The sequence below is a fragment of the Nocardia sp. NPDC050793 genome, assembly GCF_040654065.1.
In the GTDB taxonomy this organism is placed as follows: Bacteria; Actinomycetota; Actinomycetes; order Mycobacteriales; family Mycobacteriaceae; genus Nocardia.
Window position 1 is genome coordinate 13,729 of the sequence record NZ_JBFAHG010000007.1, and the last position, 20,220, is coordinate 33,948.

Here is a 20,220-nt window from a genome sequence, read left to right on the forward strand (position 1 = left end):
GATGGTGATGTCGTGAGGCGGGGTCTGTCCGCAGGAGAAGGTGGTCAGCCGAGCGTGGTGACGTCCATATCGCCCTCGGCGTACTGGCTGCGCAGCCGCTTCTTGTCGAACTTGCCCACGCTGGTCTTGGGCACTTCCGCGATGAACGTCCAGCGTTCCGGCAACTGCCATTTCGCGAACTTGTCGGCCAGGAATTCACGCAGCTCTTCGGGCTTCGCCGCTGCGCCATCGGCGAGCACCACCGCCACCAGCGGGCGCTCGTCCCACCTCTCGTCCGGTACGCTGATCACGGCGGCCTCGGCGACCGCGGGGTGGCCTGCCACGGCGTTCTCCAGATCCACCGACGAAATCCATTCACCGCCGGACTTGATCACGTCCTTGGAGCGGTCTACCAGGGTGAGATAGCCGTCCGGGCTGATCTTGCCGACGTCGCCGGTGCGCAGCCAGCCATCGTGGAACTTCTCCGGATCCACCGGCGCGCCGTCCGGCGAGTAGTAGGAGCCGGTGATCCACGGGCCGCGCACTTCCAGTTCGCCCAGCGCTCCCCCATCGTTCGGGACCACGCCGTCGTCGCCGACCAGGCGCGCCTGCACACCGGCCGGGAACCGGCCCTGGGTCACCCGATAGGCCCACTTCTCCTCATCGGCGACCGCGGTGGCGGGCGGATGGGCGAGGCTGCCCAGCGGCGAGGTCTCGGTCATGCCCCACGCGTGCAGTACCCGCACGCCGTGCTCGTCCTCGAAGGTGCGCATCATCGACGGAGGGACGGCCGAACCGCCCACCACGACCGTGCGCAGATGCGTGATGTCCTGCGGATTCGCCGCCAGCGCAGCCAGCACCCCGCCCCAGATGGTCGGCACGGCGGCAGCGAAGGACGGCTGCTGCGCGGCCATGCACTCGAGCAGCGGACCCGGCTGCAGGAACCGGTCCGGCATGAGCAGATTCGAGCCGGACATCAGCGCCGCGTACGGCAGACCCCAGGCATTGGCGTGGAACAGCGGCACGATGGCCAGGATGGTGTCGGTTTCGAACAGGCCCATCCCGTTGTTCGCGCCGACCTGCATGGCGTGCAGCCAGTTGGAGCGGTGCGAGTAGACCACGCCCTTCGGGTCGCCCGTGGTGCCGGAGGTGTAGCACATCGCGGCGGCGGACCGCTCGTCGATCACCGGGAAGTCGTAGGTGTCCGGCTGCGCGGCAAGCAGTTCGGGGTAGGAGTGCACCTGCACGCCTTCGGGCGCGGTCAGCGTCGCCGCATCACCGTTGACCACGATGACGTGCCGGACCGTCTTCAGGTGCGGCAGGATCTGACCGAACAGCGGCACCAGCGTGCCGTCCACCAGCACCACCTGGTCTTCGGCGTGGTTGGCCACATAGACGACTTGTTCGGGGAACAACCGGATGTTCAGCGCGTGCAGCACCGCGCCCATCGCTGGCACCGCGATATAGGCGACCAAATGTTCGTTGTTGTTCCACATGAACGTGCCGACGCGGTCGCCTGCGCCGATCCCCAACCCGCGCAGCGCGTTCGCCAACCGCGCCGACTCGGCACCGACCTCGCGGTAGGTCATGGTGCGCACGCCGGAGCCGGTCCAGGTGGACACGGTGGAGTCGCCGGCGAACGTCGATGCGTAGTGCAGCAACGTAGCCAGCGACAACGGCTCGTCCTGCATAGTGCTGAACATCGGAACTTCCTCTTTTCTTCAGTGACTTATCCGGGCACCCGGCCGCCGAGCATCGGCCGCAGCCGGAATCCATGCCCAGCGCGGGATCAGGCTCGATATGGGATGTAGGCCCCCGCGAGCGCGGGGGCTCGGCAAGGTCAGGCCTCGGACAGGAACGGTTCCACGACGCCGAGGAACTCGGCGGTCTTCTCGATCATGGTCCAGTGGCCGCAATTGCCCAGCACGTGCAGCCGGACGTCGGGCAGTAGTTCCAGCAACGCTCCGGAGGATTCCTTCCACGGCACCACCCGGTCGTCACGCCCGTGGATCATCAGGGTCGGCTGCGCCACCTGCGCCAGCTCGGCCCCCGAGAGTGCCAGGTCGTCGACCCAGCGTTGGCGCGGTTCAGGGAACATCGCTGCCCAGGATTCGGCGACGGCCGGTTCGACGCTGGCCGCGTAACGCATCTGGACCAGCTGATCGGTGATCAGTCGGCGATCGTAGGCGAACAGCCCGATGATCTCGCGCATGTTCTCCATCCCAGGCCGGTAGCTCCAGACCGTGTCGAGTCCCTGCGGCAGCGCCATCGCGACACCCATCGAGCCCATGAGCACGAGTCGGCGAACGGCCCGGGGGCGCTCGGCCGCGAGCGAAAGGGCGATTGCCCCGCCCATCGAGTTGCCGATGATGTCGAAGGTCTCGATGCCGAGTTCGTCCATGAGGGCGAGCGCGTGCCGGGTCCACGCTTCCCGGCCCCACGTGCGTGACTCACCGGTGGCTGTGGCACCGAAGCCCAACTGGTCGGGGGCGATGACGCGCCGGGTCGCCGACAGCGCAGGCAGCACGGGACGCCAGTTGGCCGCGGCACTGACACCCGGACCGGATCCGTGCAGTAGCAGCAGCGGCGGCTGGGTGTTCGCGCCGCTGGGTTCCCCGGTGTCGATGACGGCGGTGCGCACCCCGTCGACCTCGCGGATCGATGCAGTCAGGTGGTCGCTGGTGATGGTCACTTACTAGCTCCTCGTTGGGGTGGGTCGAGTTCCGGCAACCGGGGCCGGACGCTGGGTCGAGACCCGCTTGACCGGGCCCAGCCACATGTCGATCGAGCCGGGTTCGTCCGGATCGAACGTGCGCGGTCGCCAGGCGGCCTCGTCCTCGATGCGACGCACCCCGAACGAGTACTCGTAGGTGAAACCCTCGGGACCGAGGAAGTAGAGAAACACCGCTGTCGACTGGGGATGGCGGCCCGGACCCATTTCGATCTGAACGCCGTTGTCTCGCAGGAAGTGCCAGGAACGGAAGACGTCATCGAGCGATCCGACCTGAAAGTTCATATGGCACAGACCAGCGGTCTCGCCCTGGAATACGGCGAGCTTGTGGTGCACGGGATCAATCCGCATCAGGCACGCGGCATTTCCGATCCAATCCGATACACGGACGTTGAAGTGCCCGTTCCAGAACCGGTAGGCCTCGTGCACGTCCGGGGCGTCGAGGCACAGGTGCCCGAACTCCGTGATGCCGGCCGGTCGCGCGAATGCGACCGGCCTGGTGATCGTCTCCTGCTGGCTGACCAGCTCGATGCGATTACCGAAAGGATCGTCGAAGCCGATGAACTCGGCCACGCGCCGCGAGCGAGCCTCTTGCTTCGACCCGCGCCGCACCGCGAAACCAGCCCGCTCGAGATCGCTTTCGGCAGCCTCCAACGCATCCGTGTCGGCGACGGTGAACCCGGAGGCCAGGACCCCCGACGCTCCCTCGACCAGGGCGAGACAGTGGTGGCGGGAGTCGGCGCGCAGGTGCGCGACGCCCGGTTCGGTCTCGTCGGCGAGCTCGAGACCGACGATCCGAGTCGCGAAGTCGACAGCGGTCCCGAAATCGGCGACTCCTGACCGCACGTAGGCGATGTCGGTCAGCGTGATCATGGGTTTCCTCTCCTGTGGACCCTTGCCGAAGCTGTCAGGAGTCGATCGCGTCCGGGATGAGGTTCTTCACCAGGCCCGGCTGCAGATAGCCGGTCTCCCCGTACCGAGCCACCAGCGCCGCGTTGTCGGCCAGCAGCTTCTCGATCGGTTCGGTGAGGTCGATCGCCGCCAGGAATGGCTGGCGGGCCGGCAGCCCGGTCTGCCAGTACACCTCGCACCGGTTGCCCTCGGGATCGAAGAAGTAGATGCCGAACGCGTTGCCGTGCGTCACGATCATGTCGAACTCGACATCGTGCTCGATGAATCTGCGGTGCATTTCGAGCAGCTCGGTCAAATGATTGACCCGGAACGAGACCTGCTGGATGAGCTTGGTGCCCTCGTCGGCTCGCGCCACCGTCCGACCTTCGACGAGCTGAAACTCGTGGTGCTCGAAGTTCGGTCGGGCGCTGAAGAACCGCATGCCCAGATTCAGATCCTCGTCGGTGACGGTCAGTCCGAGGACATCGCGGTAGAACGCTGTGCTGGTCTCCAGGTCATTGCAGAAAACTCCGAAATGACCGAGTTCAGCGATCGGCATGGTGAACCTTCCTTCTCGTTGGTGGCGGCCGGGTCATGTGGTGGTCGATGAAGTGCGCCTCGAGAACGGCCCGGCCGAGGAGTCCGCATGTGGCGTCACTCCGGTGCGCTATTTCCGACGGTAATGTGTATGCACTTTTACTGTCAAGGCTTCCCGGTGGTGTTGACGTACGGCTCAAATTGCATACAGTTTCGGGATGAATGCATTGCCACCCGCTACCGATCGCGACGCGCCGGACCTCTCACGGCTCCTGGGCCAGGACTACTGGATGGTGACCTCGACCCCTGTCGCCGGGACGACGTCCGAGGACATCGCCGCCCTCGCCCCGGCGCACATCGCCTGGCTCCTGGACCTCGAGGAACGCCACCTCGTCTTCCTGTCGGGCCCCCTCGTCAGCGGCCCCGGCGTCGGCGCGGGATCGGGTGTCACGGTCTTACGCGCCTCCGACGATGTCGAGGCAACCGCCATTGCGTCAGCGGATCCGTTCGTCACAGCGGGTCTGCGAACTTTCGTCGTTCATCAGTGGCGCCTCAACGAAGGCAGCGTCTCGATGCGCCTGTCACTCGGTCGCGGCACCTACGAATGGCATTGAGCGAGAATCGTTTCAGAGTCGGCATGCCCCGTTGCGCGAATTTTTCTCATGCGGTCCGGGTGGCCACCAGATCCAGGGCGATGTCGACGATCATGTCTTCCTGACCGCCGACAAGCCCTCGCCTGCCGACCACGAGGAGGATGTCCCGCACGTCGATGCCGTACCGCGCGGAGGCGGCTTCCGCATGACGCAGGAAACTCGAGTAGACACCTGCATAGCCGAGCGTGAGAGTCTCGCGGTCCACGCGGACCGGCCGGTCCTGCAACGGACGAACGAGATCGTCCGCCGCGTCCTGAAGAGCGAAGAGGTCACATCCGTGCTTCCAGCCGTACAGGTCGGCGACGGCGACGAAGGGCTCGATCGGACAGTTGCCCGCGCCCGCGCCGTGGCCCGCAAGGGAGGCATCGACACGGGTCACGCCTTCCTCGACCGCGACCACGGAGTTGGCAACCGACAGCGAGAGGTTCTCGTGCGCGTGAATGCCGATTTCCGTGGTCGGATCGAGCGCGTCGCGGTAGGCGCGAACGCGCTCGCGGACCCCGTCCATCGTCAGCCTGCCCCCGGAGTCGGTGACATACACACAGTTGGCGCCATAGGACTCCATGAGGACCGCCTGCCTCGCCAGCTCGTCGGCAGGCGCCATGTGGCTCATCATCAGGAAGCCGGACACGTCCATGCCGAGTTCACGTGCCGTGGCGATGTGTTGCGCGGAGACATCGGCCTCGGTGCAGTGCGTCGCTACCCGGACCGAGCGGACGCCGAGCGAGTACGCCTGCTTAAGGTCGCCGATGGTGCCGATGCCCGGCAACAGCAACGTGGTCAAGCGCGCGTTCTCGATGGTGTCAGCGGCGGCTTCGATCCACTCCCAGTCGGAGTTCGACCCGGGGCCGTAGTTGAGGGAGCTGCCTGCCAGGCCGTCACCGTGCGCGACCTCGATGCCGTCGACACCGGCGGCATCGAGCGCGGCCACGATGGCAGCGACATTCTCCGGCGCGATGCGGTGCCGGACGGCGTGCATGCCGTCACGGAGCGTGACGTCCTGGATGAACAGGTCGGCGGTCATCGGTTTGCTTCCTTCCGCTGGGCGATGCGCTCGGCCATCCGCACTGCGGCAGAGGTCATGATGTCGAGGTTTCCGGCGTACGCAGGCAGGTAGTGAGCAGCGCCTTCGACCTCGAGGAAAACGGACACCTGATGGGTGGGCGTGGTGTCGGTGTCGTTGCGCAGCAACGTGTGTACCGGCTGGTCGTCGGGGATCGGACTGATCTGGACCGCCTGCTTGAGCCGGTACCCGGGCACGTAGGCGGCCACGTCGCCGACCATTTTCGCCACCGACGCGGTGATCTCGGCATGGACGGCCTCGTCGGGGGCGTGAACGAGACAGAAGACGGTGTCGCGCATGATCAACGGGGGTTCCGCGGGGTTGAGGACGATGATGGCCTTACCGCGCTCCGCTCCCCCGACGCTGGTAATCGCATGCGAAGTGGTCTCGGTGAACTCGTCGATGTTGGCGCGCGTTCCCGGGCCCGCGGACTTGGACGCGATAGAAGCCACGATCTCCGCGTACGCGACCGGTACCACCCGCGCGACGGCCGCGACGACCGGGATCGTCGCCTGACCACCGCACGTCACCATGTTCACGTTCGCGGCGTCGATGTGCTCCTCGATGTTGACCGCAGGCACCACGAACGGCCCGATCGCCGCCGGGGTGAGGTCGATCAGGCGCTTGCCGTGCGGTGCCAGTCGGGCCGCGTTGACCTCGTGCGCCTTGGCCGACGTCGCGTCGAACACGATCTCGATGTCCGCGAATCCGGCCATGCCGATCAGGCCGTCGACACCGTAGGCCGTGGTGGGTACGCCGAAGCGGGCCGCGCGCGCCAGACCGTCGGAGGCTGCGTCGATGCCCACCATGGCGCCCATCTCCAGGTGCTTCGAGTGCCGCAGCACCTTGATCATCAGGTCGGTGCCGATGTTCCCGGAGCCGATGACCGCGACCTTGGTCTTCTCCGCGGTGCTGTGGTTCATGCTGCCTCTCCAAGATGGGTACTGGTGGCCCGGACGGGGGTTGCGCCGTCTGCGAAGCGGGCTTGGACCACGCCCAAACCGACGATCTCCGCGGTGACGTGATTGCCGGCGACCACGGACGCCATCGGGCCCAACGCGCCCGAGAGGATGACCTGGCCTGCCCGTAGCGGGTCACCCAGATCACGGGCTGTGACGGCGAGCCAGCGCAGGGCCTCGAGCGGGTCGCCGAGGCAGGCGGAACCGATGCCGGTGGAAACTTCCCGACCGTCGATCCGCATGCTCATGGTGACGGCGACGGGTTGGAACTCGTTCAGGGTGCGGCGTTCGGCGCCGATCACGAACAGGCCGCTGGACGCGTTGTCGGCGACGGTGTCGGCGAAGGTGATGTCCCATCCCGCGATGCGGCTGTCGACGATCTCCAGGGCAGGCGCGGCATACGCGACCGCACGACGTACCGACTCGATGTCGAGCGATCCATTGTCCAGGTCCCGGTCCAGGATGAACGCGATCTCCGCCTCGACCTTCGGCTGGAGCAGCCGACCCATCTCCACGACCTGCCCCTGCGAGATCTCCATGTCGGCGAAGAGGACGCCGAAGTCCGGCCGGTCGACGCCGAGCTGGGCCTGGACTGCCGGTGAGGTCAGGCCGATCTTCCGACCGACGATGGTGGCGCCGTCGGCGAGACGGCCGGCGGTGAGGCGCGCCTGGACCGCGTAGGCAGCGCCCACATCGGCGCTTCCGATCAGGTCACGGACCGGCGTGCACGGCTGTCGGTTCACCGCTGCCCGAATGAGGCGGGCGGCGGCAGCCTCGACCCCGTCGGCGCCGGGCGCCGGGGTGATGTTCAGGAAGGACATGGGCAACACCGTGACCCATCGTCATGCCGCGTGACGACCGTCGAGTTCCGGTGAGCCGAACTCGACCACGGGCTAACCGTATCCAGGCATGAGGACCTTGACGAGCGCAATCCACGGTGGCATGGTGAATAACACCATATTCATCATGGTCAATTAGGTACAGGTGCGGCAGATCTCCACTGTCAGTACTGGTCATAGGCGAAAATGGCGCAGCGACTGCCATCGACAGCACTGTCGACGCCACAGCGCCCGCCCACATGACCGAGGCTCACCGTCAACCCTCTCGGCACCCCATTGCTGGGCCGACGAGAACGCGGGGCCTATTCGAGAACTGAAGCAACGGCAAACCACGGTCCGAAGGAACTCCAGTGGGACGGTTGTACAAGCGAGTCGAATTCACCCCCATTACGCCTCCGCATGCGGTGCGGTGATGACTGACACGGTCATCCGCTCACAAGCCGAGCTACCCCCACCGGCCGGTGACGGCGATCCGGATCGAGAGAAAGCAACGTTGCTCGGGCCCGATCAGCTGCTGGCGGCGATCGCGGGTCACCTGACGCAAGGGTCGCCCCTGATCGAGTGGGCACGAGCGTTGGGCGATCTACACGCGGCGCTGATCCCGGTGCGGCTGAATCGGACTCGCCTTCCCGCGGACTTCGATGAAGCCCGCGTCCACATCGACATTGCCGAGATCGTCAGTGAGATCGATTCGTGGGCGTTCTTCCATGTTCCGAGAGAACCCGGGGCGCGACGTCACACCCATTCCCTGGGCGAGGTGATCAGCCATATCGCGAAGACTTATGCCGATGCGTGGTGGGCGGTTCTACATGTCGACGACAAGGCTCAGCGGCACGAGGCATGGTTTCACCTCGGTGAGGTCCGCGAAGGTTACGCGCAGCTGATCGATGACGTCCAGGCCCGCGGGGTCCGGTTCCCGCTGAGGTGGCGCGGCATCCGACATACGCCGCCGAGCTGACTGAGGACGCACGGATCGTACAGACGGGTGCCGCTACGACGCAGGGCGTGCGATGCCGGCGTTGTGCTCGCGCAGGACTTCCTGTGCAGTGTCCGAGTCGCGGGCGGCGATGGCGTCGACGAGACGCACATGGATGTCGTAGCGATCCTGGTGGAAACCCGACAGGGAGCGCTCGTCGATATTGCTGGCGGTCGCGACGGTGTGCCCCTCGATCAAGTCGAGCAGACTGACATAGAACGCCCTCAGAATTGGACGGGGGCTGACGTCGGCGATTACGGCATGCAACTTCCAGTTCGCGTGCAGGAACTCGATTCCGTCGTCGTCGGAGAGGGCATCGGCCATGCGCCGTAGCTGTTGGCGCATCAGATCCACCTGATGCGCGGAGCTGAAGTGGACCGCGTCCTCGATGAGCATCGGATCGAGGGCATCGCGGATATCCATAGCTTCCGTGATCGTTGCGGCGTTGGTGTCGAGATGCAGCACCGCGTGGCCGAGTTGCGCCATCGGTGACCGCTCGGCAACGAACAATCCGCCGTGTGGACCGCGACGAACCTCGATCAGCCCCCGCGACTGCAAAATGCGAAGCGTTTCATTGATCGTCCCTACGGAGACGCCCGCTTGCTTCTGAAGTTCGGTCTTGGTGCCGAGGCGATCACCGGGCTTCAGGTCGGCAATCACCTCCCCGATCTGAGCCGCTACCTGATCGGCTCGGCTCGGCGAGGATGCGGGAAAGACCGAGCGGCGCAGAAGCGGCTCCAAGTCGATCGCCAGCCCCTTGCCGCGGCCGGCGTGGGAATCCGCACCTGCTTCGGATGTGGTCAAGGATGCTCCCGTCGTCTGATTCCCGGTACTTCGCAACCTGCTGCTCTCCTCGTGGCTATTCACCATGATGAATCCCGCCGAGGGTTGAGAGCCATGACCTCCTTGACATCATATTCATTGGATGCAGCGGTGGCCCCGGTCGTCGCGGCAGCGGCCACTGTCCTTTGCGGTGCTCGGATCGCTGCGCGCGGCCATAGTGCTGGAGGGGACTCGATTTCACGGTAAGCTGAAACAGATTTCAGTACGTGTGGAAACTTCGTGGCAGGCAGTCGGGCGAGTACGGAACCGGCAGAGGAGATTGCAGAGCATGGTGGCAGGAGCGGGGAGGGGGCCTCGGGGGGAACGTGGCGCGCAGGCGGATCACATCTTGGCAGCGGCGCGCAAGTCCTTCGCTGAGCGGGGTTACAGCGGGACCTCGTTGCGGGCCGTGGCGCAAGCCGCCGACGTGGACCCCACGCTGGTGAACTACTACTTCTCCAACAAGATGGGACTGCTGAAGGCGGCGCTGGAGCCGCCGGAAGCCTTCGGCGCGGGAATTGCCGAGGCCGCCCAGGTGCCGTTGGAGGAGCGCGGAGGGGCGTTTGTCGAGGCGGCGCTGCGCATGTGGGACGATCCCGCCACGTCGGAGATCCTGCGCTCGATCGTCCTCGCCGCAAGCCATGAGCCCTTTGCCATGGAGCGCCTTCGCGCCGTCTTCTCCAATCTTGTCTTGCAGGTCGTGTCGGCGAGCCTTCCTGACAACGAGGCCGCCCTGCGCGCGGACCTAGTGGCCACACAGATCGTGGGACTGGCCATGACGCGGTACGTCTGGGCCATCGGTAGCATCGCCGACATGCGCACAGAGCAGGTCGTCCGCCTGATCGGGCCGACCGTGCAGCACTACCTCACCGGCCCCCTGGGTGGCGATGTCACGGAGGGCGCCTGAGCGGCGGATGACCGCAAGGGCGAACGTCGTCCATACCGCTTCTCCGGGTGGTATTTCACGCTGTATGGAAATTACCCTTGCCTTGCGGCGGGGCGACGGCGTACCGTGAGGTTCGTTAATTTCTGTATACGTGGAAATGAGGCGCAATGGTGCGGTTCGAGGCAGCTGGGGTGGAGCCCGGTCAGCGTCAGTTGAACGGACCCCAGACCACCGGTCGTCAGTACCGTGACCTGTCCCAGGCTCTCTACGGGACGACCCGCGAGGACAATGTGCCTGTCCCGGTCCGCGACGGCACCCGGCTGCTGGCCGACATTCACCGCCCCGACGCGGACGGCAGATTCCCCGCGCTCATCGCGGCGGCGCCCTATCCCCGCCAACTCATGGACCTGGGTGCCCCCGCGGCCATCATCGAGGCAGGCGCCAGTGATTTCTGGGTGCCACGCGGTTACGCCCATGTCATCGCCAACCTTCGCGGCACGGTGGGCTCGGGCGGCACCTACACCTTCTTCGACGAGCAGGAGCGCAAGGACCTGTTCGACCTGATCGAGTGGGTCGCCGGGCAGCCGTGGTGCAACGGGAACGTAGGCATGATCGGCATCAGCTACTACGCCATGACCCAGATGGAGGCGGCCACCCAGCGACCGCCGCACCTCAAGGCGCTGTTTCCCTTCAACGTCACTGTCCAGGCGTGGGAAGCCAGCTACCACAACGGCCTGCTGAGCGAAACTTTCGTCACCCCCTGGTTCCACGCGATGGGCGTCCTGTCCGCCCACGGCGATTGTCTCTACCGCAAGGGCCTGTCCCGCCTCCTGCGCAAAGTTCTCGCCATTCCCGCCGTCCACCACCGGTTCCGCCACGTAGACGCCGTCAAGGTGCACCACGGCCTGCAGCTGGTCAGCCGCTTCCCCCACGATGCCCACCCATGGGGCGCTCTGCTGAACGCAGTGGCCGAGCACCCCGTCCGGGATGCGTGGTGGGACGAGCGTGATCTGACCGAGCTGCTCGCCGGCGTCGACATTCCCGTCTACCTCGGCGGCGAGTGGTCCAACGTTGCGCTCCATCTGCCCGGCCTCTTCAAAGCCTGGGAGGCCCTCGAGCGCAACCCGCACGTGCGAATGGCCATGCTCGGAGCGCACGGCTTGCCCTGGCCGTGGGAGAGCATGCATATCGAGGCCCTCGCCTGGTTCGACCACTGGCTCAAGGGGCGGGACACCGGCATTCTCGAAGGCCCTGCCATCCGCTACTGGCTGGCCGGCGGCGAAGAGTGGCGCACCGCCGACTCCTGGCCCCCGCCGGCGACACACATGGCCCTGTCCCTCAATGCCGACGGCTCTCTTGCGGCCGACGAGCGGCCGGGCGAGCGCAGCTACGCCACGGACGGCGCGAAAGCCCTACCCGCACAGCTGAGTTGGACCAGCGACCCGCTTCCCGGCGACCTCGACATGGTCGGTCACCCCGAGCTGCGGCTCACCGCCACCAGCAGTGCGGCCGACACGGGATGGATCCTGCTCCTGCAAGACGTCGGACCGGACGGCACGCCCATCGACGTCACCCAGGGCTGGCTGCGCGCCAGCATGCGCCACGTCGACGAGGACGCGAGTGAGACGGGCAGGCCCGTCCTCCCGATGAAGACGCAAGATCCCATCCCCCCGGGAGAGCCGGTCGACTACCGCATCCCGCTGGTGGCCAATGCCCGCCGGTTCCGCCGCGGGCACCGCATCCGGCTGATCCTCACCAGTGACGACACCCGCAAGGACTTCCGTCCCATGATGCTGTTCAGTCACGCCCCTGTCGGCATCGCGGCCGTCAACACGGTGCACTCCAGCTCACGCCTTCTCCTTCCGATCCTGAAAGGAGAATGAACCGAACATCCGGCGACTCGCCCGGCGTTCCCCTCGCCTAGAACCGCGCACGGCAACAGCAGACCGATATCGGATGGCATCTCGGCCACGGCGATCGCCTGCAACTGGTGGTCCCCGGGCCTGAAGCAAGCTCGCGCCGAGCTGGTCGACCGCGGCGTCGACGTCGGCGAGATCCAGGTCTTCGGCGTGAACTTCTCCCCCACCTCCGAGCTGAGGAACCGCATTCGAGCCTCACAAGAGGCAAACAGCGATCAGCTACGCCCTCCCCACGGCACCAACCCCAGACATCGACAAACAAGGAATCGCCATGACCGTAACAACCATCCTCGCAGCATTGCTTGCGATCGTTCTCCTAGGCGCCGGTGTAACCATGACCCTGGCCCTCAGCTTCCAACGCGACACCGCCGCGCACCTCGGGTTCAGCGTCAACGCCTTCCGCCGTATCGGCGTCCTGGAGTTGCTCGGCGCGATCGGAGTGCTCCTGGGGCTGACGATCCCTGCCCTCGGCGCCCTCGCAGCGGCGGCCGTGGTCGCACTGATGGTCGGCGCCGCCATCTCCCACCTCCGCGTTCGTGACCGGTTCCCCCAGCTGATCCCACCGATCGGGGTCGCGGCCGTCGCCGTCGCGTATCTGATTCTGATTGGGCAACAAGCAGTTTCGTGAAGTGCAACAGGCAGCCGCCGTAGACGACCCATTCGATCGCGACCGGACCGGTCGGGCCACGCGGGGATTGTCGGAACCCCGGAGCGATCGAGGAACGGTATCGGTTGCGCGACGGATCGGTGGAGATGCCGGTCGTCGGCGCCTCGGCCGGCGCCCAGCTCCCGCATGCTGACGGACGGAGGTCGACCCAGCACCCGGGAGAAGGGAGATAGACGGTGGCATTGGGACGTCGTCGGCTGTTGATCGGCTTCGCCGGTGCGAGTGGCCTCACCCTGGCCGGATGCGGGTGGGCGCGAGAACCCGCGCCACCCAAACCCGCCACGATCCGATTCGATCCCCCGCCCGGCGCCCACGATGTCGGAGCGCGCAGCCTCGGCACGATCACCGTCAGTGACGGGACGTTGCGGTCCGTCGAATGGATCGATGAAACGGGCAGATCACTGCCGGGAACATCGGCACCTGATCATCGAACGTGGACCAGTGCCGAGCCACTCGGCTATGGACACACCTACACCGCGAAAGCCGTGGCTCACGGTGAGACCGGCGATGTCACCGCGGCGACAACCTGCACCACAGTGCGACCGCAACAGATCCTCGACGTCTCCCTGCTCTCGGCCAATCTCGTCGAACTGGCCGAAAACGACACCTACGGAGTAGGTTTCGTGCTCGTCGCCCGTTTCGACGAACCCGTCGATCCGGCAGTCGTGGAATCCCACCTGACGGTCACCACCCAGCCGGCCGTCAACGGCGCCTGGTACTGGCTCGACGACCAGAACGCACACTGGCGGCCGGAGCACTATCACGCACCGGGAACCAGGATCACGATCGCGGCCGAACTCTTCGGCCGCGCGCTCGGCCATGGCCGCTACGGCCTGCGCGATCAGCAGGTGTCGGTGACCATCGGGCCCGCGCACGTCGCGATCGCCGACGACGACACCAAGCAGATCGAGGTCTTCGACAACGGAAACCTGGTGCGCACCATGCCCACATCGATGGGCATGGGCGGCACCACGGTCGTCGGTGGCAGAGCCATGTCGTTCTGGACCCGCCCGGGCATCTACACCGTGCTGGATCAAAAAAACCCGGTGATCATGGACTCCTCCAGCTATGGCCTGCCCACCGACTCCGGGCTGGGCTACCGCACGAGCATCAACCATGCGGTCCGCATCAGCCACGACGGAATCTTCGTGCACGCATTGGCCGCAAGCATGTGGGCCCAGGGCAACACCAACGTCTCACACGGCTGCCTGAACATCTCCCCCAACGATGCCGGATGGTTCTACGACTTCGTCATCCCCGGCGACGTGGTCGAGGTCCGCAACACCGGCGGCGACCCCCTCGACATCTGGCAGAACGGCGATTGGAGCATCCCCTGGCCCGACTGGCTACGCGGCGGCGCCCACGGGTGATCACCCCAGCGCGGCCTGCATGGCGACCCCGTCGACATAGGAATGCTTCTCCTTGACCGCGCCGTCCTCGACGAGGACGTAATCCGCGAGGTCGACGCACACGTTATTGCCGGTTGCCGATGTTCCGGTCAGCTGCCATTGCACCACCCAGAAATCGTCCCCGACACGCAACGAGATCAGGTGGAATGTCAGGTCGGGCACCAGGGCGAATGTCCCGGCCGCGGCCGCGCGAATGGCGGTGCGGCCTCGCGCGGGTTCCTGGCCCGAGTGCAGGTGGAACACCGAGTCGGCGGTGTGGAGCTCGATGATTCGGTCGGGGTCGCGGTCTGCCCAGCAAGCGTGGTAGCGCTCGAACAATTCGCGAGTGGCGGTCGTCATGATGGACAACTCCGATCGTGGGAGGTATTCGGCGAGAAGCGAATTCAGTGTCGCCGGGAGCCGTCCGTCCTGGCGACGGGCGCACGCCTCCACTTCGAACACCACCGTTGTGCGCACGCACAATGGGCGCTAGGTTGGCGGCAGTGACCCGGGACACGCACGTCGAGCATCCGCGCCTCCTTCGCGAGCTGCGCGCCGATTTGCCTGCGATCTCCGAGATGGCGACCGCCAGAATCGAACAGGATGACGGGGACTACGACGACGCCGCGCTCGATCACCACGAAGTGGCCACCCTCGTGTCGGACAGCCTCGCGGCCTTGCTGGATGCCCTCGCGGCGGCCCCGTACTCGCTCGAGCCTGCTCGCCGAGCCGGACGCCTCAAGGCCGAGCGAGGCATTCCGCTGGACAGTTTGCTGCACGCCTTCCGCGTCGTGGGCTTGGCGTTCTGGGAGGTCATCGTCGAGCGCGCTGACGAGGCCGACCGTCCCGCTCTGCCCCAGCTGTCCACGCTGATGTGGGCGACCGTCGACGAATACTCCGTCGCTGCCGCCGACACCTACCGCCGCGTAGTCGTCGCAGGGGCCGAACAACCGGATCAACGGTTGCTCCGTGCACTGCTCGATCCCGGCTTCCCGCCGACGCAGCGCGCGGAATTGGGCAGACGGATGGGCCTGCCAACCCGAGCCACGTTCGTCGTCCTGGTCGGCGACATTCGTCTCGTCGCGGCCGGAGTCACCACCGTCCGCACTCATCTCTCCGACGAACGAGTAACCCTTGCCGCCGCGGTCTCGCCGGCCACGCTCGACCGCGCGCTGCATACCGTGCAGACGCGAGCCGGCGCGAGCAAGCCGTTCACCGACCTCGCATCCACGCCTACCGCACTCGACCAGGCGCGCCTCGCATTCCGCTGCCTGAGCCCGGCGGACACCGGAATCCACACATATGCCTCGTCGCCGGCGCGTGCGCTGATTGCGGCGAACCCCGGACTCGCCGCCGACATCCTCTCGGATGCGCTCGCCGCATTCGATCGACTCCATCCCGACGACGCCGATGCTCTCGCGGAAACCGCCCTGGCCTGGTACGAACTCGGCGGCTCCACGTCGGCGGTCGGCGAGCGCCTTCACCTGCACCGCAATACGGTCTTGCACCGCCTCAAGCGAATAGAGCGACTCACCGGTGCGGCGTTCGCGGTGCCTGCCGACGCGGCGCTGCTGTATCTGGCGCTGCAAACACGGCTGCTTCGGGAGCCGGGCGACAGGTCCTGATCCCACGTCGATCGAGCCGCGTGAATCGGCCACGTCAGAGCGCGTCAGGTGACAACCGACGATGCCAGAGCTTCCACGAACGCGCGTATCCCCGCCAGCGTGTGCGCGGGCATCATGATGTCGCAGAACGGCAGAGCAGCCGCCATCGCGCCGGTAGCGGGCTGGAATCGGGGTTCGCCCGCACGGGGATTGAGCCAGATGACGCGCCACGCGCGGCGCCGGATCCTCGCCATCGCGCGGGCGAGGACGTCGGGGGTGCCGCTGTCCCAGCCGTCCGAGGCGATGACGACGACGGCGCCGCGCAGCGCGTTGCCGGACGGGGTCGCGAGCAGCGCGCCGAGGCACCCTCCGATGTGTGTGCCGCCGTAGCGGTCGACGACCTTGTCGTTGGCTCTGGCCAGCGCGATATCCGGGGAACGGTGCGCAAGCACCGAGGTCAGCCTGGTGAGTGAGGTGGAGAAGGCGAACACCTCCGGTCGATCGGGCGAACGGCGCTGCGTCGCGGCCCGCATGAGGTGCAGGTAGATCGTCGAGTACGGCTGCATCGAGCGGCTGACGTCGCAGATCATAACGATCCGGCGCGGCCTGCGCCGGGGGCGAGTGCGGACCAGCACCGCGGGCTCCCAGCCGGTGCGGCGGGAGTTGTGCATCGTCGCACGGAAGTCGATCCGTTTTCCGTGCGGGTGGGTTTCGTAGCGCCTGCTGCTGCGTTGGGGCCAGCGCGCCGACGCCTGCTTCAGCCAGGCGACGAGTACCCGCAGATCGTCGGGATCGAAGCGGGCGAACGGTTCCTGTTCCCGTGCGGCGAACCGGCTCGGGAGCACGTCAGGAAGCGCCGCACGTTCGTCGGTGGATCGATTGTCTCCGGTTGCCGATTGCAGTGTCGCCCAGGGAACTTCACCACCTTGCCGAGCCTGCCCCTGGCCGCCCATGCCCGGCGCCGAGGCGCGTTCGGCAGGTGGTCCGTGTGTCCGGCTCGGCGGGTCGACACCCAGCGTCGCGTCGGCGAACACCGTCGCGAAGACCGCGTCGAAGGCGGCGAGATCTTGCACGCGATCGACGAGCGTGAGTCGCATAGCCCAGTACAGTTCGGTGCGCGAGCGCGGCGCTACGCGCCGCAAAGCCTGCACGAACAGCGCGGGCCCGCTCGGCGCCACCGCGACGCCGCCACGCCGCAGCCGCGCGACCACCGCGACGGCGAACGCGGCCAGATCGACGCCTCTCAGCAGTACCGCTCGCGTCATTGCTTCCCGCGTATCCGCCTGCGCACCAGAATGATTGCGAGCACGGCCGCGATAACGAACGTGATCGCCGGCGCGTATCTCTTGATCATCGCGGGCCCGACGAGATCGAGCAGGTCGAGCGGCGCGGGCTCGGATTCCGCGACCGGTTGCGGCCGCGCCGCACGGCTGTCCGGCCCCGCAACCGCTGCCGCGGCAGCCGAATCATCTTCCGCGAGTTTCGCTTCCAGAGAGGCGACGAATTGACCGATCATCTTTTCGGACACCTGTTGCAGCATCCCGCTGCCGAACTGGGCGAGCTTGCCGACGATCTTGAGGTCGGTGTCCACGATGACCCGGGTCTTGGCGCCGTCCTCGCGCAGTTGCGTGGTGATGGTCGCCGCCGCGTTGCCGGATCCGCGGGTATCCCGGCCGCGGCCGTTGATGACAGCGCGATGGTCGTGTTCGTCGCGCTCGACGAAGTTCGCCTTTCCGGTGAATTCGCTTGTCACCGGACCGACTTTGACCTTCAGTTTGCCGAGGAAGTCGTCGCCCTCCCAGCCGACCATCTGTGCGCCGGGCATGAGCGGGACTACCTGTTCGAGGTCGGACAGCACCTCCCATGCCTGTTCGACGGGGGCGTTGACGGTGAACTCATTGGCGATCTTCATGGGAGCAACCTCCTCATCCGGTGGCCAGGTCTTGGGTGTATTCGATGAATGCCCCGTGCAAGGTGGCACGGTCGTCGGGCGTCTTCGCCAGTGCGCTCAGCGCGGCGATCGCCTCCGGCGCGGTGAGATCGGCGACGTCGAGCGTCGCCAACGCGGCGATCCAGTCGATGGCCTCGGCGACGCCGGGCGGCTTGTCGAGGTCGAGGTCTCGGGCGCGGGAGACGAATCGGGTGGCGTGCTCGATCAGCGCATCGGTCGCCCCTGGCACGGTGCGCCGCACGATCGCCACCGCACGGGCCGGTTCCGGGTAGTCGATCCAGTGGTAGAGGCAGCGCCGCCGCAGCGCGTCGTGCAGGTCGCGGCTGCGGTTCGAGGTCAGCACCGCGAGCGGCGGGTGCTCGGCGGCGAAGGTCCCGAGTTCGGGGACGGTCACCGCGGCCTCACCGAGGAATTCCAGTAGCAGCGCCTCGAATTCGTCGTCGGCACGGTCGATTTCGTCCACCAGCAGCACCGGGGGCGTCGGACCGCGATAGCGCACACAGCGCAGGATCGGGCGGTCGACCAGGTATGCCTCGGTGAACAGGTCGGCTTCGGTGAGGTCGGCGCCGCGCGCCTCGGCGAGCCGGATGCTGAGCAGCTGACGTTGGTAATTCCAGTCGTACAGCGCTTCGCTCACGGTGAGGCCCTCGTAGCACTGGAGGCGGATCAGCGGTGCACCCAGCACGGTGGCCAGGGTCTTCGCCGCCGTCGTCTTGCCCACTCCTGGTTCGCCTTCCAGCAGCAGCGGGCGACCCAATGTGGTGGCCAGGTAGAAGGCGGCCGCCGTCCCGGTATCGAGCAGGTAGTCGTCGGCGTCGAATCGCCGGACCACATCCTCGATATCGTCGAACGGCGACATCATGGCGAGATCGAGGCGCGCAGGCGCTCGTAGTCGTCCCAGGTGTCGACGTCCAAGGGCGTCGGTGCGTCGACGTCGAGTCGCGACACCGCGACGCGGCCGGACTCGATGATCTTCCACACGCCCTTGTCGCCGTGCAATCGGGCCAGCTCGCCGAATACGCTGCGGCTCAGCCAGAATGGATGCCCGACGCCGTCGCGGTAGCGGCAGACCGTGATCGCGGCGGACGTTCCCTCGGCGATCAGCCGGTCGACGGTCGCCGCCGACAGTCCCGGTTGATCACCGAGCATCAGCACGATCCCCACGGCCCGAGGATCCACCGAGCTCAGGGCCGAACGCAGCGACGACGAACAGCCCGAACCGAAGTCGTCGGCCATGACCACCTGTACCCCGGTGAGGTCGACCTGCTGCCGCACCGCCGCCGCGGAGCCGCCGAGCGTGACGATGATCTGATCGAACGCGCAGGACCGCACCACGTCGAGCGTAGTGCCGAGAACCGTCGTATTCCGGTATGGCAGTAGCTGTTTCGCAGTCCCGAGACGCCGTGAGCTTCCCGCGGCGAGGACGACTCCGGTAACGAATTCGGTGGTCATGAGCCCGCCTGCGTCGCCGCGAAGGACTTGCGGCAGCCGGAGCCGCAGAACCAGTAGTCGACATCGTCGACGGTCAGGTGCGGTGTGTCCGGCCCGACCGTCACGCTCATACCGCACACCGGATCGATGGCCTCGAAGACGACGCCCGCCGGGCGGGCCGGAACGGCCAAGCCACCCTTGCGGATCGCCTGGATCACCTCCGCGACGATCGAGACGGCTATCTCCGCGGACGTCTTCGCGCCGATCGGCAATCCCACCGGGGTGCGCACGTGAGCCCGCTCGGCGTCGGTCAACTCGAGTTCGTCGAGAATCGACGCGCCCCGAATCTTGCTGGCGACCAACCCGATATACCCCACGCCCGCATCGAGCGCGATGCGGATCAGCTCGGCTTCCGGACCGCCGTGGCTGGCGATCACCATCGCCGTCGTATCGGCGGGCGATTCCAGCGAGTCGGCTCCGGCGGTACTGCGCCGCACCGCGAATCCCACCAGGTCGCACATGTCGGCCAGGGCGTCCGCGATCGGTGTCGCGCCGCAGATCTGCACCAGCGGCGGCGGGATCTGCGGCTCGAGGAAGATCTCCAGGGCGCCGCCGGACAGACAGGGATTCACCACCACCGCCGCGCCGGGCGCCTCGGGAAAGTGCAGATCGCCGTCGGGTAGCACACGAAGCAGCACACTCTCGTTCGACTGCAGGGCGCCCAGCGCCGCCTTGCGGACCGAGTTCTGCGCGCACTGACCGCCGACGAAACCCTCGATCGTCCCGTCCTGCAACAAGATCGCCTCGTCCCCGGCGTGCGCCGAGGTGGGCTGCTGCGCGCGCACGACGGTCGCGTGCACGAACGGCGTCCGGGCGCGCACCAGCTGCAGTGCGCGCTCGGTCATCTTCATCGACGATTCCATC

At 66.7% G+C, this 20,220-nt stretch carries 21 protein-coding genes; 7 read left to right on the forward strand and 14 right to left on the reverse strand.

Annotated elements, in window-relative coordinates; translation table 11 throughout:
- Positions 1 to 44 precede the first annotated feature (44 nt).
- The 4 genes from AB0H50_RS23170 to AB0H50_RS23185 form a co-directional block, all read right to left on the reverse strand.
- On the reverse strand, positions 45 to 1,682 hold the full coding sequence (locus AB0H50_RS23170; RefSeq protein WP_357456199.1) for a long-chain fatty acid--CoA ligase: 1,638 nt from the start codon (positions 1,680 to 1,682) through the stop codon (positions 45 to 47).
- A gap of 137 nt (positions 1,683 to 1,819) precedes the next feature.
- The gene (locus AB0H50_RS23175; RefSeq protein WP_357456202.1) at positions 1,820 to 2,671 is read right to left on the reverse strand and encodes an alpha/beta hydrolase; all 852 of its coding nucleotides are present in this window, start codon (positions 2,669 to 2,671) and stop codon (positions 1,820 to 1,822) included.
- Positions 2,672 to 2,674: 3 nt separating this feature from the next.
- A complete protein-coding gene (locus AB0H50_RS23180; RefSeq protein WP_357456205.1) occupies positions 2,675 to 3,583 on the reverse strand; it encodes a VOC family protein in 909 nt (302 codons plus the stop codon).
- A 34-nt stretch (positions 3,584 to 3,617) separates the two neighbouring features.
- On the reverse strand, positions 3,618 to 4,160 hold the full coding sequence (locus tag AB0H50_RS23185; RefSeq protein WP_357456207.1) for a VOC family protein: 543 nt from the start codon (positions 4,158 to 4,160) through the stop codon (positions 3,618 to 3,620).
- Positions 4,161 to 4,356: 196 nt separating this feature from the next.
- Here AB0H50_RS23185 and AB0H50_RS23190 point away from each other — a divergent pair, with 196 nt between their 5' ends.
- Complete coding sequence (locus AB0H50_RS23190; protein ID WP_357456210.1) at positions 4,357 to 4,752, forward strand: YciI family protein; 396 nt, start codon at positions 4,357 to 4,359, stop codon at positions 4,750 to 4,752.
- A 46-nt stretch (positions 4,753 to 4,798) separates the two neighbouring features.
- Here AB0H50_RS23190 and dmpG read toward each other — a convergent pair whose 3' ends face one another.
- From dmpG to AB0H50_RS23205, 3 genes are read right to left on the reverse strand one after another with little or no spacing between them, the layout of a single operon-like run.
- On the reverse strand, positions 4,799 to 5,815 hold the full coding sequence (dmpG, locus tag AB0H50_RS23195) for a 4-hydroxy-2-oxovalerate aldolase (RefSeq protein WP_357456213.1): 1,017 nt from the start codon (positions 5,813 to 5,815) through the stop codon (positions 4,799 to 4,801).
- Complete coding sequence (locus AB0H50_RS23200; protein WP_357456216.1) at positions 5,812 to 6,777, reverse strand: acetaldehyde dehydrogenase (acetylating); 966 nt, start codon at positions 6,775 to 6,777, stop codon at positions 5,812 to 5,814. The genes dmpG and AB0H50_RS23200 overlap by 4 nt, the downstream gene beginning before the upstream one ends.
- A complete protein-coding gene (locus AB0H50_RS23205) occupies positions 6,774 to 7,634 on the reverse strand; it encodes a fumarylacetoacetate hydrolase family protein (RefSeq protein ID WP_357456219.1) in 861 nt (286 codons plus the stop codon). Before AB0H50_RS23205 ends, AB0H50_RS23200 begins: the two co-directional genes overlap by 4 nt.
- A gap of 430 nt (positions 7,635 to 8,064) precedes the next feature.
- Between AB0H50_RS23205 and AB0H50_RS23210 the strand changes: the two genes are divergently transcribed.
- Positions 8,065 to 8,610, forward strand: coding sequence for a hypothetical protein (locus AB0H50_RS23210; protein ID WP_357456222.1), 546 nt, complete (start codon positions 8,065 to 8,067; stop codon positions 8,608 to 8,610).
- A gap of 33 nt (positions 8,611 to 8,643) precedes the next feature.
- On the opposite strand, the gene AB0H50_RS23215 is transcribed toward AB0H50_RS23210, so the two are convergent.
- Positions 8,644 to 9,432: an FCD domain-containing protein gene (locus AB0H50_RS23215; protein ID WP_357456225.1), complete on the reverse strand. Its 789-nt coding sequence runs from the start codon at positions 9,430 to 9,432 to the stop codon at positions 8,644 to 8,646.
- 367 nt (positions 9,433 to 9,799) lie between these two features.
- On the opposite strand from AB0H50_RS23215, the gene AB0H50_RS23220 reads away from it, so the two are divergent.
- From AB0H50_RS23220 to AB0H50_RS23235, 4 genes are all read left to right on the forward strand, one after another.
- Positions 9,800 to 10,357, forward strand: coding sequence for a TetR family transcriptional regulator (locus tag AB0H50_RS23220; protein ID WP_357456228.1), 558 nt, complete (start codon positions 9,800 to 9,802; stop codon positions 10,355 to 10,357).
- Between the two features lie 146 nt (positions 10,358 to 10,503).
- A complete protein-coding gene (locus AB0H50_RS23225; RefSeq protein WP_357456231.1) occupies positions 10,504 to 12,219 on the forward strand; it encodes a CocE/NonD family hydrolase in 1,716 nt (571 codons plus the stop codon).
- Positions 12,220 to 12,526: 307 nt separating this feature from the next.
- Positions 12,527 to 12,883, forward strand: a complete 357-nt coding sequence (locus AB0H50_RS23230) for a DoxX family protein (protein ID WP_357456234.1) — start codon at positions 12,527 to 12,529, stop codon at positions 12,881 to 12,883.
- A gap of 215 nt (positions 12,884 to 13,098) precedes the next feature.
- A complete protein-coding gene (locus AB0H50_RS23235) occupies positions 13,099 to 14,292 on the forward strand; it encodes an Ig-like domain-containing protein (RefSeq protein ID WP_357456237.1) in 1,194 nt (397 codons plus the stop codon).
- On the opposite strand, the gene AB0H50_RS23240 is transcribed toward AB0H50_RS23235, so the two are convergent.
- On the reverse strand, positions 14,293 to 14,670 hold the full coding sequence (locus tag AB0H50_RS23240; RefSeq protein ID WP_357456239.1) for an SgcJ/EcaC family oxidoreductase: 378 nt from the start codon (positions 14,668 to 14,670) through the stop codon (positions 14,293 to 14,295).
- A gap of 143 nt (positions 14,671 to 14,813) precedes the next feature.
- Here AB0H50_RS23240 and AB0H50_RS23245 point away from each other — a divergent pair, with 143 nt between their 5' ends.
- On the forward strand, positions 14,814 to 15,935 hold the full coding sequence (locus AB0H50_RS23245; protein ID WP_357456241.1) for a helix-turn-helix domain-containing protein: 1,122 nt from the start codon (positions 14,814 to 14,816) through the stop codon (positions 15,933 to 15,935).
- Between the two features lie 44 nt (positions 15,936 to 15,979).
- Here AB0H50_RS23245 and AB0H50_RS23250 read toward each other — a convergent pair whose 3' ends face one another.
- Genes AB0H50_RS23250 through AB0H50_RS23270 form a run of 5 tightly spaced genes read right to left on the reverse strand, consistent with a single transcriptional unit; the run spans position 15,980 to position 20,207 of the window.
- Positions 15,980 to 17,179, reverse strand: coding sequence for a VWA domain-containing protein (locus tag AB0H50_RS23250; RefSeq protein ID WP_357456244.1), 1,200 nt, complete (start codon positions 17,177 to 17,179; stop codon positions 15,980 to 15,982).
- Entirely contained in the window at positions 17,176 to 17,826 is a 651-nt protein-coding gene (locus AB0H50_RS23255) for an SRPBCC family protein (protein WP_357456247.1), read from the reverse strand. Before AB0H50_RS23255 ends, AB0H50_RS23250 begins: the two co-directional genes overlap by 4 nt.
- 13 nt (positions 17,827 to 17,839) lie before the next feature.
- Entirely contained in the window at positions 17,840 to 18,727 is an 888-nt protein-coding gene (locus AB0H50_RS23260) for a MoxR family ATPase (protein WP_357456250.1), read from the reverse strand.
- On the reverse strand, positions 18,724 to 19,317 hold the full coding sequence (locus AB0H50_RS23265) for an NTP transferase domain-containing protein (protein WP_357456253.1): 594 nt from the start codon (positions 19,315 to 19,317) through the stop codon (positions 18,724 to 18,726). Before AB0H50_RS23265 ends, AB0H50_RS23260 begins: the two co-directional genes overlap by 4 nt.
- Positions 19,314 to 20,207, reverse strand: coding sequence for an XdhC family protein (locus AB0H50_RS23270; RefSeq protein WP_357456256.1), 894 nt, complete (start codon positions 20,205 to 20,207; stop codon positions 19,314 to 19,316). The genes AB0H50_RS23265 and AB0H50_RS23270 overlap by 4 nt, the downstream gene beginning before the upstream one ends.
- Positions 20,208 to 20,220: the final 13 nt, after the last annotated feature.